General features: G+C 72.9%; 12 protein-coding genes and 3 pseudogenes. 11 read left to right on the top strand and 4 right to left on the bottom strand.

The genetic code is table 11. From position 1 onward, the window contains the following. Positions 1-46: 46 nt before the first annotated feature. Positions 47-2,308 (bottom strand): hypothetical protein, encoded by a 2,262-nt coding sequence (locus tag ACFWA7_RS30530; protein WP_385826320.1) that lies wholly within the window; start codon positions 2,306-2,308, stop codon positions 47-49. 186 nt (positions 2,309-2,494) lie between these two features. Between ACFWA7_RS30530 and ACFWA7_RS30525 the strand changes: the two genes are divergently transcribed. The 7 genes from ACFWA7_RS30525 to ACFWA7_RS30495 all read left to right on the top strand — a co-directional run bounded on the left by ACFWA7_RS30525 (position 2,495) and on the right by ACFWA7_RS30495 (position 8,510). Then, entirely contained in the window at positions 2,495-3,142 is a 648-nt protein-coding gene (locus ACFWA7_RS30525) for an esterase/lipase family protein (RefSeq protein WP_385826317.1), read from the top strand. Beyond that, positions 3,139-4,131 carry a dihydroxyacetone kinase subunit DhaK gene (dhaK, locus tag ACFWA7_RS30520; RefSeq protein ID WP_385544739.1) on the top strand — a complete coding sequence of 331 codons (993 nt, stop codon included), beginning with the start codon at positions 3,139-3,141 and terminating at the stop codon, positions 4,129-4,131. Before ACFWA7_RS30525 ends, dhaK begins: the two co-directional genes overlap by 4 nt. A gap of 71 nt (positions 4,132-4,202) precedes the next feature. After that, positions 4,203-4,799 (top strand): dihydroxyacetone kinase subunit DhaL, encoded by a 597-nt coding sequence (dhaL, locus tag ACFWA7_RS30515; protein ID WP_385544742.1) that lies wholly within the window; start codon positions 4,203-4,205, stop codon positions 4,797-4,799. Then, positions 4,796-5,215 (top strand): PTS-dependent dihydroxyacetone kinase phosphotransferase subunit DhaM, encoded by a 420-nt coding sequence (locus ACFWA7_RS30510; protein ID WP_385544745.1) that lies wholly within the window; start codon positions 4,796-4,798, stop codon positions 5,213-5,215. The genes dhaL and ACFWA7_RS30510 overlap by 4 nt, the downstream gene beginning before the upstream one ends. Positions 5,216-5,404: 189 nt before the next feature. After that, a complete protein-coding gene (locus ACFWA7_RS30505; RefSeq protein WP_385826314.1) occupies positions 5,405-7,426 on the top strand; it encodes an FAD-dependent oxidoreductase in 2,022 nt (673 codons plus the stop codon). A 36-nt stretch (positions 7,427-7,462) separates the two neighbouring features. Continuing rightward, positions 7,463-7,999 (top strand): PadR family transcriptional regulator, encoded by a 537-nt coding sequence (locus ACFWA7_RS30500; protein ID WP_385544751.1) that lies wholly within the window; start codon positions 7,463-7,465, stop codon positions 7,997-7,999. Between the two features lie 76 nt (positions 8,000-8,075). Further along, entirely contained in the window at positions 8,076-8,510 is a 435-nt protein-coding gene (locus ACFWA7_RS30495) for a MarR family winged helix-turn-helix transcriptional regulator (protein WP_385826311.1), read from the top strand. Positions 8,511-8,572: 62 nt separating this feature from the next. Here ACFWA7_RS30495 and ACFWA7_RS30490 read toward each other — a convergent pair. Both ACFWA7_RS30490 and ACFWA7_RS30485 read right to left on the bottom strand, forming a co-directional pair. Further along, positions 8,573-8,951, bottom strand: a pseudogene (locus tag ACFWA7_RS30490) (DNA-binding response regulator); the annotation flags it as partial. Positions 8,952-8,956: 5 nt separating this feature from the next. Continuing rightward, a pseudogene (locus ACFWA7_RS30485) lies at positions 8,957-9,199 on the bottom strand (sensor histidine kinase); the annotation flags it as partial. A 126-nt stretch (positions 9,200-9,325) separates the two neighbouring features. Here ACFWA7_RS30485 and ACFWA7_RS30480 point away from each other — a divergent pair. Next, entirely contained in the window at positions 9,326-10,102 is a 777-nt protein-coding gene (locus ACFWA7_RS30480; RefSeq protein WP_385544756.1) for a GNAT family N-acetyltransferase, read from the top strand. A 19-nt stretch (positions 10,103-10,121) separates the two neighbouring features. On the opposite strand, the gene ACFWA7_RS30475 is transcribed toward ACFWA7_RS30480, so the two are convergent. Next, complete coding sequence (locus ACFWA7_RS30475) at positions 10,122-11,291, bottom strand: phosphodiester glycosidase family protein (protein ID WP_385826308.1); 1,170 nt, start codon at positions 11,289-11,291, stop codon at positions 10,122-10,124. 119 nt (positions 11,292-11,410) lie between these two features. On the opposite strand from ACFWA7_RS30475, the gene ACFWA7_RS30470 reads away from it, so the two are divergent. The 3 genes and pseudogenes from ACFWA7_RS30470 (at position 11,411) to ACFWA7_RS30460 (ending at position 15,046) form a co-directional block, all read left to right on the top strand. After that, entirely contained in the window at positions 11,411-11,890 is a 480-nt protein-coding gene (locus tag ACFWA7_RS30470) for an NUDIX domain-containing protein (RefSeq protein WP_385544762.1), read from the top strand. 70 nt (positions 11,891-11,960) lie between these two features. Next, positions 11,961-12,594: pseudogene (locus ACFWA7_RS30465) on the top strand (ROK family protein); the annotation flags it as partial. A 274-nt stretch (positions 12,595-12,868) separates the two neighbouring features. Continuing rightward, positions 12,869-15,046, top strand: a complete 2,178-nt coding sequence (locus ACFWA7_RS30460) for a discoidin domain-containing protein (RefSeq protein WP_385826305.1) — start codon at positions 12,869-12,871, stop codon at positions 15,044-15,046. Positions 15,047-15,068: the final 22 nt, after the last annotated feature.

Genomic DNA, 15,068 nt, shown 5'->3' with positions numbered 1-15,068 from the left:
TCCTGCCCGAATCATGCGTATATGCCCCTGAGGCTCAACGATGCGCTCAGTCGCGCGCGCAGCGGCGCTCGAACGCCCTCCAGTCCGTCTCCAGCCGCCACTGGAGGGCGGCCTTGGGGCTGCCGGCCAGGAACGTCCGGCACACGGCACCGGGCCTCCGGTCCGGGTCGGGCGTGTCGCTCCGGCAGGGCGCGGCGAAGCTGTCGTACCGGTCCTGCTCCTGCCACAGGTTCGCCCCCTCGACGAAGGCGTGGTCCAGCGAGGCACGCGCGGAGGTCCGCAGCTCCTCGATGCCCAGGCCCTGGTCGGTGACGCCCAGTTGGAAGACTTCGGTGAGGCTGCTGCGGCTGACGCCCGGGTCGTCGGTGGCCAGCGCGAGGGGCACCCCGGCATCGAGATAGGTGTGCAGGGGGTGCCGGTCGCCGTCGACCCGGAGGATCTGGGCGTGGCTGATCAGGGGTGCCTCGACCAGGACGTGCCGCCTGCGCATCCGGGCCGCCAGGGCCTGGTGGCCGCGCTCGTGGACGAGATCGACGCCGTGTCCGACACGATCGGCGCCCGCCACGTCGACGGCCTGGGCGATGTGGAAGGCGAGATCGCGCCGACTGACCCCGTTCAGGCCCTCGACCAGCTCACCGGCGTGCAGGCTGACGTGCACGGACGGGGCCCGGGACTTGAGGAAGCCGATCATCTTCATGTGCAGGGTGTAGTCCCGCAGGGCGACCGGGGCGTCCTCGGGCTGGACCATGTTGACGCCGACGACCCGGCCGATCCGGCGGCGGGCGAGCTCGAAGCCGAGGATCTGCTGGGCGAAGACATGGCGGGCGGCCTGGGCGCGGCCGACCTGGTAGTCGAAGCGGATGACGACGGAGCACCCGCGCGGCGCGGGCGCACGGTCGCAGCCGAGGAGTTTGCGGTAGTCGGTGAAGCTCTGGTCGTAGGCGGCCGCGGCCTGCTGAACGATCTCCTGGAACCGGGGGTCCCGGGTGAGGGCGTCGCGGAACTCCGCCAGGCCGGACGGGCCGGGGTCCGCCGGATGCACCCGGTCGACCAGCCGCCGGAGCGGCTCGGCCGCCACCGTCACCAGCGTCTCCACGTACGTGGTCCGCTCCCGCGCGGCATCCCGGGCCACCTCGGCCAGCATGTCCGCGTCGTGGCCCGCCTCGGCCCCGGCGAACTTCCCGAAGGTGGCGAAGAAGTGGTCGTGGCCGGGCTGCGGGTCACCGTCGGGCGGCAGCACGAAGCCGCGCATCGACCAGGCCCGGACGACCTCGCGGCGGAACGGCCCGGGGCGTGTGGCGTCCTGGGCGGGCCGCTGTCCGGGGCCGCACGGCTGCGGTCCGGGGGTGACGACGTACGTGGTGGCGTCCACGCACTTGCGGTCACGGGCGGCGTACCCGATGAGCGACTCCGCGCGGACGGCACCGCCGAGGTGATGATGCAGGTCACCGCCCTTGGGGAGGTCCCGTAGCAGGCGGGCGAGGTCGGCGGGGGTGCGGGTGGCGGACGCCAAGTGATGTTGGGGGTGGGTTGGTTGGGGGTGGGTTGATTGGGGGTGGGTTGATTGGGGGTGGGTTGATTGGGGGTGGGTTGATTGGGGGTGGTGCGGGTGGGCCCGGGTCGGGTGGGCCGGGGGCGAGTGGGCCTGGGCCGGATCGGCCTGGCCCGGATCGGCCTGGCCCGGATCGGCCTGGCCCGGGTCGGCCTGGCCCGGGTCGGCCTGGCCCGGGTCGGCCTGGGACGAGTGGGTCTGGCCCGGGTCGGCCTGGCCCGGGTAGGACTGGGACGGGTCGGCCTGGCCCGGGTAGGCCTGGGACGAGTGGGCCTGGGACGAGTGGGCCTGGGACGAGTGGGCCTGGCTCAGGTCGGCCTGGGACGAGTAGACCTGGGGCGAGTGGGCCTGGCTCAGGTCAGGCCGACTCGGGTAGGCCTGGGACGGGTAGGCCTCGGACGAGTGGGCCTGGCTCAGGTCGGGCCGACTCGGGTCCGCCTGGGCCGGGTAGGCCTGCCCCGGATCGACCTGGCCCGGATCAGCCCGACGCAGCCCGGCCTGACTCGGCTCGGCCTGGCTCGGCTCGGCCTGACGCAGATCGGCCTGACGCAGATCGGGCTGCCTTGGTTCGGCCTGGCTCCGTTCGCTCCGGCTCTGATCGCCCCCGATCTGTTCAATGCCACTCTGTTCGGTCCCGCCCGCGACGCCAACGCGGCCCGGCCCGGCGACCGCCGCAACCGGCAGCACGCTCACGGCCAGCCCGAGCGCGGTCGCCCGGGCCAGCACCGACCACCGCAGCCGCAATCTCTTCTCCATGGCCTGTCCCTCTCCCTTCCCTCCCCCTCCCGGCCCATACTCACCAGGGGGCAGGCCGGAAACGCCCGACGCGCGCAGGCCAGGCCCCCGTGTGGCCGACACGCGGCGGTCGTCCCGCGCCGGGGAGCCCGGCAGTGGCTACGGTGATCCGCGTTCCCCGCCGAACGCCGAAGGGAGTACTCCCGTATGCGCGGTACGTCCTGGCTCCGGGTGCTCGTCGCGACGCTGCTCCTGCTCGCCGCGGCTCCGGCCACAGCCGGTGCGGCGAGCCTCCGCCCCGCACCCGTCGTCCTCCTCCCCGCCTTCCACCTCGCCAAGCTCACGGTGAACGTCAGCGGCCAGACCTCGGCGCCCGACTGCCCCCGCTCCGGCAGTTTCGAGGACTGGTACCTCAACGACCGTCCGAGCACCGTTTTCCGCCAGGTCTGCCAGGACCGGCTGCTGACCCTGCGCTACGACGCGGACCGCACCGGACCGGTGCCGTCGCGCCTCTCGGAACAGCAGGGCGTGACGGTACGGCTCAAGGAGTACGGCAGCACCCGCAGCGCCCCCTTCTACGAGCCTCTCTACCGCTCCCTCGAAGCCGCCGGCCTGCGGCGGGGCCGGGGCATCCGGGTCGCCGGGTACGACTCCCGGCTCACTCCGGACCTGGGCGGCTTCCTCTCCCGTACGCGCGAACTCGTCGAGAACACCTACCGCGCCAACGGCAGCCGCCCGGTCCATCTGATCGGCCACTCCAACGGGCCGCTGTACGCGCAGTACCTGCTCACCCACCGAACACTTCACCGGCGACCGGCGCGACTTCCGCTGACATCACCCGGAGGCACCCCATGAAGATGCTCATCAACGTCGCCGAAACCGTCGTCGCCGACGCCCTGCGCGGGATGGCGGTCGCGCATCCGGAGTTGACCGTCGACGTGGAGAACCGGGTGATCGTGCGGCGGGACGCGCCGTTCGCCGGAAAGGTCGGGCTGGTGTCCGGGGGCGGGTCGGGGCACGAGCCGCTGCACGGCGGGTTCGTGGGGCGCGGGATGCTCGCCGCCGCGTGTCCCGGTGAGGTGTTCACCTCACCCGTGCCGGACCAGATGGTGCGGGCCGCGGCCGCCGTGGACAGCGGGGCCGGGGTGCTGTTCGTCGTCAAGAACTACACCGGTGACGTCCTCAACTTCGACATGGCCGTGGAGCTCGCCGAGGACGAGGGCGTACAGATCGCCAAGGTGCTCGTCGACGACGACGTCGCCGTGACCGACAGCCTGTACACCGCGGGGCGGCGCGGCACCGGGGCCACCCTCTTCGTGGAGAAGATCGCGGGCGCGGCGGCCGAGGAGGGCGCGCCCCTGGAACGGGTCGAGGCCATCGCCCGCCGGGTGAACGCGAGCTCGCGCAGCTTCGGCGTCGCGCTCAGCGCCTGCACCACCCCCGCCAAGGGCAGCCCGACCTTTGTTCTGCCGCCCGGCGAGCTGGAGCTCGGCGTCGGCATCCACGGCGAGCCCGGGCGCGAGCGGCGGCCCATGATGACCTCCCGGGAGATCGCGGACTTCGCCGTGGACGCCGTCCTGGAGGATCTCAAGCCGTCGAGTCCCGTCCTGCTCCTGGTCAACGGCATGGGGGCGACGCCGCTCCTGGAGCTGTACGGGTTCAACGCCGAGGTGCACCGGGTGCTGGCCGAGCGGCGCGTCCCGGTGGCCCGCACGCTCGTGGGCAACTATGTGACCTCCCTCGACATGGCGGGCTGCTCGGTGACGCTGTGTCAGGCCGATGAGGAGCTGCTGCGGCTGTGGGACGCGCCGGTGAACACGCCCGCCCTGCGGTGGGGTTGCTGACCGCCGTGGCCCGACCCGGCCCCGGCCCGTATCCCATCCGTACCCCAACACCTACACCTCAAGGAGGGCTCGTGCTCGACGCCGCTTTCTTCCGTCGCTGGATGACCGTGACGGCCTCGACCGTGGACCGGGAGGCGGCGCGGCTGACCGAACTGGACTCGGCCATCGGCGACGCCGACCACGGCGCCAACCTCCAGCGCGGTTTCACCGCCGTCACCGCCGTCCTGGAGAAGGAGGCCCCGGACACCCCCGGCGCCGTACTCACCCTCGCCGGACGGCAGTTGATCTCGACCGTGGGCGGCGCGTCCGGACCGTTGTACGGGACGCTGCTGCGCCGCACCGGCAAGGCGCTCGGCGACCGGGCCGAGGTGAGCCGGGAGGAGCTCGCCACCGCGCTGGGCGAGGGCGTGGCGGCGGTGGCGCAGCTGGGCGGGGCCGCCGCCGGGGACAAGACGATGCTGGACGCGCTGATCCCGGCCGTCGAGGCGCTCGGGGAGTCCTTCGCGGCGGCGGGCGCGGCGGCGGAGGCCGGGGCGCTCGCGACCGTGCCGCTCCAGGCCCGCAAGGGCAGGGCCAGCTATCTGGGCGAGCGTTCCATCGGCCACCAGGATCCGGGCGCGACCTCGGCCGCGCTGCTCATCGCGGGGCTCCAGGAGGCCGTCGCATGAGCGGGGGCGAGGCCGACGGACTCGTCGGGGTCGTGCTCGTCTCCCACAGCGCGGAGGTCGCCTCCGCCGTCGCCGCGCTCGCGACCGGTCTTGCGGGCGGCGGCGCGACCGCTCCCGTCGCGGCGGCGGGAGGCACCCCCGACGGCGGCCTCGGCACCAGCTCCGAGCTCATCGCGGAGGCGGCGGCCGCCGTCGACCGGGGTGCGGGCGTGGCGGTCCTGGTGGACCTGGGCAGCGCGGTGCTCACCGTGAAGGCGCTCCTTGCCGAGGGCGACGAGCTCCCGGCGGGGACGCGGCTCGTCGACGCCCCCTTCGTGGAGGGTGCGGTGGCGGCCGTCGTGACCGCCTCGGCCGGGGCGGATCTGGACGCGGTGGAGGCGGCGGCCTCGGAGGCGTACGACTACCGGAAGGTGTGATCCGTACTGGCGGAGCGTGTGATCCGCGGCACGTGAGCGCGGGCCCGGCGGGACGTTCCCGCCGGGCCCTGGGCCGTCCGGCCCACGAGCGGTCGAGGGCTCGCCAGCACCTTTATGCAACTTGTTGCATAACCGCGCCCCGTGCTCTACAACTGGAGCGACGACACCGCCGTACCTGGAGGCGCCCCCATGAGCGACTACCCCCACCTGCTGAGCCCCCTCGACCTCGGCTTCACCACGCTTCCCAACCGGGTGCTGATGGGGTCCATGCACATCGGGCTCGAAGAGGCCGAGAACGGGTTCGAGCGGATGGCGGCGTTCTACGCCGAGCGGGCGCGCGGCGGGGTCGGCCTCATGGTCACCGGCGGCATCTCCCCGAACGACGCGGGCCGCCCGTACGAGGGTGGCGCCAGGCTCACCACCGAGGCGGAGGCCGCCCAGCACCGTACGGTCACCGACGCGGTGCACGCGGCGGGCGGGCGGATCGCGATGCAGATCCTCCACTTCGGCCGGTACGCCTACCACCAGGACCTGGTGGCGCCGAGCGCGCTCCAGGCCCCCATCAGCCCCTTCGTGCCGCACGCCCTGACCGACGACGAGGTCGAGCAGACGGTCGAGGACTTCGTCCGCGCGGCCGAGCTGGCCAAGTCCGCCGGGTACGACGGCGTCGAGATCATGGGCTCCGAGGGCTATCTGATCAACGAGTTCATCGCGGGCGCCGTGAACCGGCGCACCGACCGGTGGGGCGGCTCGTACGAGAACCGGATGCGCTTCCCCATCGAGATCGTCCGCCGCACCCGCGAGCGCGTCGGCGACGACTTCATCCTCATCTACCGGCTCTCCATGCTGGACCTGGTGCCCGGCGGCTCCACCCTGGAGGAGGTCGTCACACTGGCGCGGGCGATCGAGGCGGCCGGGGCGACCCTCATCAACACCGGCATCGGCTGGCACGAGGCCCGTATCCCCACCATCGCGACCTCGGTGCCGCGCGGCGCGTACACCTGGGTGACCAAGAAGCTGATGGGGTCCGTCTCCATCCCGCTGATCACCAGCAACCGCATCAACACCCCGGAAGTGGCCGAGCAGTTGCTCGCCGAGGGCCGGGCGGACATGGTGTCGATGGCGCGGCCGTTCCTCGCCGACCCCGAGTTCGTCGCCAAGGCGCGGGCCGGACGGTCCGAGACCATCAACACCTGCATCGGCTGCAACCAGGCCTGTCTGGACCACACCTTCAGCGGGAAGATCACCTCCTGTCTGGTCAACCCGCGCGCCTGCAACGAGACCGAGCTGATCCTCTCCCCCACCAAGCGCCGCAAGCACCTCGCGGTGGTCGGCGCGGGCCCGGCCGGGCTCGCCTTCGCGGTCTCGGCGGCCGAGCGCGGCCACGCGGTCACCCTCTTCGACGCGGCGGCGGAGGTCGGCGGCCAGCTGAACATCGCCAAGCGGGTGCCCGGCAAGGAGGAGTTCGACGAGACGCTGCGCTACTACCGTACGCAGCTGGAACTGCGCGGCGTGGAAGTCCGGTTGAACACCACGGCGACCGCCGGGGAGCTCACCGCGGGCGGCTACGACGAGGTCGTCGTCGCCACCGGCGTGACGCCACGCACCCCCGAGATCCCCGGCTCCGACCACCCCAGCGTCCTCACCTACCTGGACGTGCTGCGCGACGGCGCCCCGGTCGGCGAGCGCGTGGCGATCGTCGGCGCGGGCGGCATCGGCTTCGACGTCGCCGAGTTCCTCACCGACGGCGGCGACGCGGCGAGCCTGGACCCCGAGACGTACTTCCGGCAGTGGGGCGTCGACACCTCGTACGGCGAGCGCGGCGGGCTGCGCGCGCCCGAGCGGCCCAAGCCCCCGCGCGCGGTGCACCTGCTCCAGCGCAAGACCTCCAAGGTCGGCGCGGGCCTGGGCAAGACGACGGGCTGGATCCACCGCACCGAGCTCAAGCACCGCGGCGTGACGATGGTGCCGGGCGTCAGCTACGACCGGATCGACGACGCCGGCCTGCACATCACCGTCGACGGCAACTCCACGGTGCTGCCGGTGGACACCGTGGTCCTGTGCGCGGGGCAGGAGCCGCGCCGCGACCTGTACGAGGAGCTGGCGGCGGCGGGCGCCAGCGTGCACCTGATCGGCGGCGCGGACGTCGCCGCCGAGCTGGACGCCAAGCGCGCCATCGACCAGGGCACCAGGCTGGCGGCGGCCCTCTGAGGACCCGGGCGGCGCGGCGGAATCTAGGATGCGGTCATGTCCCTCCCGTACGCGATCCTGACCGCCCTGCTCGAAAAGCCCTCGTCGGGGCTTGAGCTGACCCGCCGGTTCGACAGGTCGTTCGGCTTCTTCTGGTCCGCGACGCACCAGCAGATCTACCGTGAGCTGGGCAAGCTGGAGCAGTCCGGGTCCATCCGCGCGCTGCCGTCCGAAGCCCCGGCGCGCGGCCAGAAGAAGGAGTACGAGGTCCTGCCCGCGGGCCGCGCGGAGCTCGCCGCGTGGGCGGCCGCCGGGCAGGACCCGCGCCCGATGCGGGACCCGCTGCTGCTGCGGATGCGGGCGGCGGCGGTGGTCGGCACGGACGGGCTGACCGCCGAGCTGCGCCGCCATCTCGACCTGCACGAGCGGCAGTTGGAGATGTACGAGGGGATCGAGCGGCGGGACTTCCCGCCGGAGCGGGACAGCGAGCAGGACCGGCTGCGGCATCTGGTGCTGCGCGGCGGCATCGAGCTGGAGACGTTCTGGATCCGCTGGCTGACGCAGGCGCTGGATACGGTGGACGGGGAGGAGTGAGCCCGGCCCCGAGTGGCGGATGAGCACCGCCCCCACTGGCGTTGTATTGTGCAACTAGCCAGTGAGAGGACCAGCCGTGCCCAGCCGAGATCAGTCGGTCACCACCATCCAGCGGGAGCTGACCGCGTTCGCCCGCCGCGCCCGGGCCGCCGCCGCGCGCATGCACCCGGAGCTGTCGCTGGTCTCCTTCACTCTGCTGTCCCACATGGAGGACCAGCAGGGGTGCCGCGCGACCGACCTCGCCGCGTACTACATGCTCGACAAGTCGACCATCAGCCGGCAGATCGCGGCCCTGGAGAAGCTGGGGTTCATCGAGCGCCGCACCGACCCGGCCGACCACCGCATCCAGCTGCTCCACCTCACCGCCGCCGGCACCGAGAAGCTCGCCGAGGCGGCGGTGCTGCGGCGGTACGCCTTCCACGAGCGGCTCGCGGACTGGGAGGAAGCCGACCTCGACCGGTTCGCCGCGTATCTGCTCCGCTACAACAGCACGGCTCCCGACGGGAGTTGACATCTTCGGGCGCACTCGGGAGCTCGGGAGCTTTCGTGCGTACGCGGGAGCCATCCCGCTCCCCCGCCCGGTGTGACGAGCCCCGACTCATACGCGAGCACCACCGCCTGCGCCCGGCCGGCCAGGTCCAGTTTGCTCATGGCCCGGTTCAGATGGGTCTTGACCGTCGCCTCGCTGATGAAGAGGTGGTCGGAGATCTCCAGGTTCGACAGGCCGCGCGCGGTGAGCTTGAGGACCTCGCCCCTCGCGGACAGTGAGCGCCGCCAGGTCCGACGAGAGGCGCGGGAAGCGCTCGGCGGGCCGCGCGAAGGACTCCACCAGGCGCCGGGTGACGCTCGGCGCGAAGAGGGTGTCGCCGCCGCCGACCGCCGCGACCGCGGTGAGCAGCCGCTCCGGCCCCGAGTCCTTGAACAGGAACCCCGAGGCGCCGGCCCGCAGCGCGTACGTGCGCCGGGGGCGTGTTTCAGGACATTGGTGAGCGCTTCCTGCGCCACCCGGTACGCGCACAGGTCGACGCCGGGCGCCAGCGGCCGGGCCTCCCCCTCGACCCGCAGCTCGACCGGCAGACCGCCGGCCCGCAACCGCTCCACCATGTCCGAGAGGCGTGAGAGGCCGGGCATCGGGGCCGACGGCTCACCGTCGAGGTCCTCGGCGCGCAGGACGTGCAGCATGCGCCGCAGCTCCTGCAGGTCAGGCGCGTGGCGTCAACCAGTCGCGGTGCACGGACTACCGCGGGAGCTGCAGACGGATCCACTCCTTCCGGAGCGGTCCGAAACTCGTTTGTCACCGCCGTCCGCCGATGCTGGAGTGGGCGCATGAACAACGAAGAAGTGCTGGCCCTGTTCGACCGGCAGATGCGCGAGACCTCGCCGCCCGGCGGCCCCGGTGCCCGGGTCGAGCGCGCGGGCCGGGTCGTCCGCCAGGTCGGACCGGATCCCGTCTGGAACGGGATCCTCTGGTCGGACCTCGACGAGGCGTCCGCCGACCGCGAGATCGCCGAGCAGATACGGCACTTCGCCTCGCCGGCCCGCGAGTTCGAGTGGAAGCAGTACGCGCACGACGCCCCGGGCGACCTCGGCGAGCGGCTGCTGGCGGCCGGGTTCACGGCCGAGCCCGCCGAGGCCCTGATGGTCGCGGAGACCAAGGACCAGCTCGGTGAGGTGGCGCTGCCCGAGGGCGTCGAGCTGGTGGCGGTGACCGACGCGGCCGGGGTCGCGCTGATGACGGCCGTCCACGAGCAGGCGTTCGGCGACGACGCCTCCAGGACCGCCCGGCGCATGGAGCTCCAGCTCGCCGAGGCCCCCGACACCCTGGTCGCGGTGGTGGCCATGGCGGACGGGGTGCCGGTGTGCGCGGCCCGGATGGAGCTGATTCCGGGTACGGAGTTCGCCGGGCTGTGGGGCGGCGGCACCACCGAGGCCTGGCGCGGCAAGGGCATCTACCGGGCGCTGGTCTCCTACCGCGCCCGCGTCGCCGCCGAGCGCGGGTACCGCTTCCTCCAGGTCGACGCCTCCGACCAGAGCGCCCCGATCCTGCGCCGTCTGGGCTTCTCGCGGCTGAGCACGACCACGCCGTACGTCCACCAGCCGTAGCCGGGGCGCCCGTTGGGTGTCAGCGGGCGTAGACGGCGACGAAGTCACGGGTGGCCTGGTTGTAGTAGCGCTCCGGGGGGTTCTCGAAGTCGAGGATGTTGGCGGGCGCGGGGTCGTCCGGGGTGCGGCTGCCGTCGTAGCTCATGAAGGACGGCCAGGCGCGGTTCATGTCCAGGGGCATGGCGCGGACCGCGCCCGCGCGCTCCATCAGCCCGGCGAGCGTACGGGCCGACAGGGCCTGGCCGACGACCATGATCACATCGCCCTCGGCGGTGACGCCGACGCCGGAGCGCGCCACGTACATCCTGCTCTGGTCGGTGGCGCCCCACTTGGCGTCGTTGTCGATGTCGGGCACCACCCGGCCGCCGTCGACCATCAGATCGAGGCACTGGCGCACCCCCACGACGTCCGGCGTCATCCGCACATCCCGTCCCCAGATGCCGATGCGGATCGAGCCGTCGCGGTAGAAGACCTCGGAGGCGGCGCCGTCGCGGAGCTCGCCCGCGGTCTTGCCCGCGAGGTAGAAGCCGCCCCGGGAACCGCCGTCGGTGATCTTGAAGCCGCCGTTCCAGGACGCCACCAGGCCGGTGCGCTGCCCCTTGGGGATGCTGGGCGGGACGGCGAAGGATCCGCCCGGCTCGCGCAGTCCGGGGTGCAGCTGGAAGCGGGAGTCCTTGGCGCTGACCCAGGCGACGGCCGCCTCGTACGAGGTGTGGGCGGCGTCGGGGCGCACATAGGTGCCCTGCACGATCGGTCGGCCGCGGGCCGAGACCAGTGCGCGCCAGACGCCTTCGCCCACCAGCGCCGGGGCGACCAGCGGACGCATCGGGGCCCGCAGCGGCAGCCCGCCGCGCGCCGCGACCGAGGGGGCGACGGCGGCCTTGCGCATCCGGGCCAGCGACTCGCCGGGCAGCGACCCGCCGATCTTCGGCGGGTCCATCTCGTACTGGAGGTTCTCCAGCTCGTCGACGACGAAGCCCAGCTCGTGCTCGCGGGCCCAGCCCGCCAGGCGCGCGGCCGTGCTGTCGTCACCCGGATAGGTCAGGGCCTCGCGGACCGACCAGCCCACGGTCCCGGCGCCGAGCACGCACACCGCCAGCGTGGAGCGGACGGCCAGACGGCGCCGGCGCCGCTGGGGCGGCGTCAGATCGCGGCGGTGTCTCCACGGCAGCAGTCGGCGACGGGCCATGGCGCTCCCTCTCCGATGTGGGGTTCCGGGCGGACACGCATCCGAAATGCCCAGATATATGACTTCTTTCTGCTATAACCCGATCGCCGGTAACCTAATCAGCCATCACACTGGGCGGCATGGCCGAGAAGCGCAGCGCGGGGCTCCTCCTCTACCGGACCGCACCGAGCGGCGTCGAAGTGCTGATCGGGCACATGGGCGGACCGTTCTGGTCCGGCCGCGACGAGGCCGCCTGGTCGATCCCCAAGGGCGAGTACGGCCCGGAGGAGACACCGGAGGCGGCGGCCCTGCGCGAGTTCGAGGAGGAGCTGGGCCTGCCCGCCCCCGAGGCCGCCCGGGTGCCGCTCGGCGAGTCGCGGCAGGCCAACGGGAAGGTAGTGACGGTCTGGGCGGTCGAGGCCGACCTCGATCTGACGGCTGTCGTACCCGGCACCTTCACCATGGAGTGGCCCCGGGGCTCCGGCGTGCGGCAGGAGTTCCCGGAGATCGACCGCGTCGCCTGGCTCCCGCCGGAACAGGCGTCGGCCAGGCTGGTGGCGGGGCAGCGGGTCTTCCTCGACCGGCTGGCCGCGTACCTCCAGGGGCCGGGCCGGACCTGACGGAGTCAGGCCGCGCGCGGGGCGCGGCGGCGGCGGCCCGCGATGATCCCGGCGTAGTGGCGCCCACCACGTGCGCGGCCGCCGCTGCCGGTGCGGCGCGCCGGGCTGCCTGGAGGCGTACGCGGGGGCGGAGGCCCTGGTCGCACGCCGGCGCGAGGCGGGCGCCGCCCTGCCGGACGGCATCGCGGAGGAGACGGCGGTGTCGGCGCTGGTGGCGCTGGTGGCGCTGGTGGCGCTGGTGGCGGTGGCGGCGGTGGCGGCGGCATATCCGGAGGCCGTGACGGAGGGCAGCGCCGAGGCGGACGCTTCTGCCGGAACGGACGGAAGCCGCCCCGCCCACGACCCCGTCGCGCGGGCCGTGCTCGACGAGACCGCCGGGTACCTCGGCGCCGGACTCTCCGACCTCATCAACCTCCACAACCCCGAGCGCATCCTCATCGGCGGCTGGGCGGGGCTCCAACTCGGCCCGTGCATCCTGGAGTCGGTGCGCGCACGCCACCGCGTACGCCCTGCGGCACCCCGCCGAGCGCGTCACCATCGAGTTCGGGCGGCTCGGCCCGGACGCGGTCACGGTCGGCGCCGCGACCCTGCCGCCGGCCGACTTCTTCGCGCGCGACGGCCGACGCGCCCCGGCCGACGAGGCGCCCGCCGTCCCCGAGCAGCCCGGCTGGCGGGCCCCGGTCGAGGAGCGCGCCGCACGCTGAGCGGCCTACGGGGGAGAGCGCCCCGCCGGCGCGGGGCGAGGAAGGGGAAACGGGCGCCGCGAATCAGGGCCCCGCGGGCGCGACCGGGCCTGGCGCAGGCGCAGGCACTGTCCTGGGTCAAGAAGCGGGCCCCGCGGGCGCGACCGAGCCTGGCCCCAACAACCGGTACGCGTACAACTCTTGACGTGTCGGTAGCACGGGAGAACCATCTGGATGCAGTCAGAGAGCGCTCTCAGATTCCGTTCCTCACCCCCACGACCCGGATCGAGGCTCGATGCACGCTCCCCCCACCGGTTCGCCGGTGCCCCCCGGACCGTTCGCACACCCTCGGCGGCTCGCCGCGGCCGTGGCCGCCGCGCTGGTGGCCGCGCTGCTCCTGTTCGTCCCCGCGCCCCCCGCCCACGCCGATCCGCCGCCGCTCTCCCAGGGCCGGCCCGTCACCGTGTCCAGCCAGGAGAACGGCGGCACCCCGGCCGCCGCGGCCGTCGACGGGAACGACGGAACCCGCTGGTCGAGCGCGTTCTCCGATCCGCAGTGGATCCAGGTCGACCTCGGCGCCCCGGCCGCGCTCGGCAAGGTGGTCCTCAAGTGGGAGGCGGCGTACGCCAAGGCGTACCGCATCGAGCTCTCCACCGACGGCACCGCCTGGACCACGGCCTACTCCACGGCCGGCGGCCCCGGCGGCACCGAGACCCTGAGCATCTCGGGCACCGCCCGCTATGTACGGATGTACGGGACGGCCCGCGCCACCGGATACGGGTACTCCCTCTGGGAGTTCCAGGTGTTCGGCAGCAGCGGCTCCACCCTGCCCGGCGGCGGGGACCTGGGCCCCGACGTCCTGGTCTTCGACCCGTCGACCCCCGATATCCAGGGCAAGCTCGACCAGGTGTTCCGGCAGCAGGAGTCGGCGCAGTTCGGCACCGGCCGCTACGCCCTTCTGTTCAAGCCCGGAACGTACAACGGCATCAATGCCAACCTCGGCTTCTACACGTCGATAGCGGGGCTCGGGCTCAACCCCGACGACACGACCTTCAACGGCGATGTGACCGTGGACGCGGGCTGGTTCAACGGCAACGCCACCCAGAACTTCTGGCGCTCCGCCGAGAACCTGGCGCTCAACCCGGTCAGCGGCACCGACCGCTGGGCGGTCGCGCAGGCCGCGCCGTTCCGGCGGATGCACGTGAAGGGCGGCCTCAATCTGGCCCCGAACGGCTACGGCTGGGCCAGCGGCGGCTATATCGCGGACAGCAGGATCGACGGCACGGTCGGGCCGTACTCGCAGCAGCAGTGGTACACCCGTGACAGCTCGGTGGGCGGCTGGACCAACGGCGTGTGGAACATGACCTTCTCCGGGGTGCGGGGCGCGCCCGCGCAGAGCTTCCCCACTCCCCCGTACACCACGCTCGACACCACACCGGTCTCGCGCGAGAAGCCGTTCCTCTATCTCGACGGCAACGACTACAAGGTGTTCGTGCCCGCCAAACGCACCAACGCGCGCGATGTCTCCTGGGGTTCGGGCGCGACGCCGGGCAGCTCGGTCCCGCTGAGCCGGTTCTACGTGGTGAAGCCCGGCGCGACCGCGGCGACCATCAACCAGGCGCTCGCCCAGGGCCTCAACCTGCTGTTCACGCCCGGGATCTACCACGTCGACCGCCCGATCGAGGTCACCCGGCCCGACACGGTGGTCCTGGGCCTGGGGCTCGCCACCATCGTGCCGGACAACGGCGTCACCGCGATGCGGGTCGCCGACGTCGACGGGGTGCGGCTCGCCGGGTTCCTCATCGACGCGGGGCCGGTGAACTCGCCCGTACTGCTCCAGGTCGGGCCGCCCGGGGCGAGCGCGAACCACGCGGCGAACCCGACGACCGTCCAGGACGTGTTCGTCCGGATCGGCGGGGCGGGCGCGGGCCGGGCGACCACCAGCATGGAGATCAACAGCAACCACACCATCGTCGACCACACCTGGCTGTGGCGCGCCGACCACGGCAGCGGCGTCGGCTGGGACACCAACCGGGCCGACTACGGTCTGACGGTCAACGGCGACGACGTCCTGGCCACGGGCCTGTTCGTCGAGCACTTCAACAAGTACGACGTGCGGTGGAACGGCGAGCGCGGCCGGACGGTCTTCTTCCAGAACGAGAAGTCGTACGACGCGCCCAACCAGGCCGCAGTCCAGAACGGGAGCGTGCGCGGGTTCGCCGCGTACAAGGTGGCCGACTCGGTGACCACGCACGAGGGCTGGGGACTGGGCAGCTACTGCTACTACAACGTGGATCCGACGATCGTCCAGGACCACGGCTTCGAGGTGCCGGACCGGCCGGGCGTGCGGCTGCACGACCTGCTGGTGATCTCACTCGGCGGCCAGGGGCAGTACGCACACGTCGTCAACGGCACCGGGGCGGCCACCTCGGGCACCTCGACGACGCCGTCGACGTTGGTCTCGTATCCCTGAACTCCTCTGCCCCTGTGACACG

The sequence above is a fragment of the Streptomyces sp. NPDC059994 genome (assembly GCF_042737755.1).
Classification (GTDB): domain Bacteria; phylum Actinomycetota; class Actinomycetes; order Streptomycetales; family Streptomycetaceae; genus Streptomyces.
The sequence above is the reverse complement of the archived record's forward strand: the minus strand, read 5'-3'. Positions and strand labels throughout refer to the sequence as shown.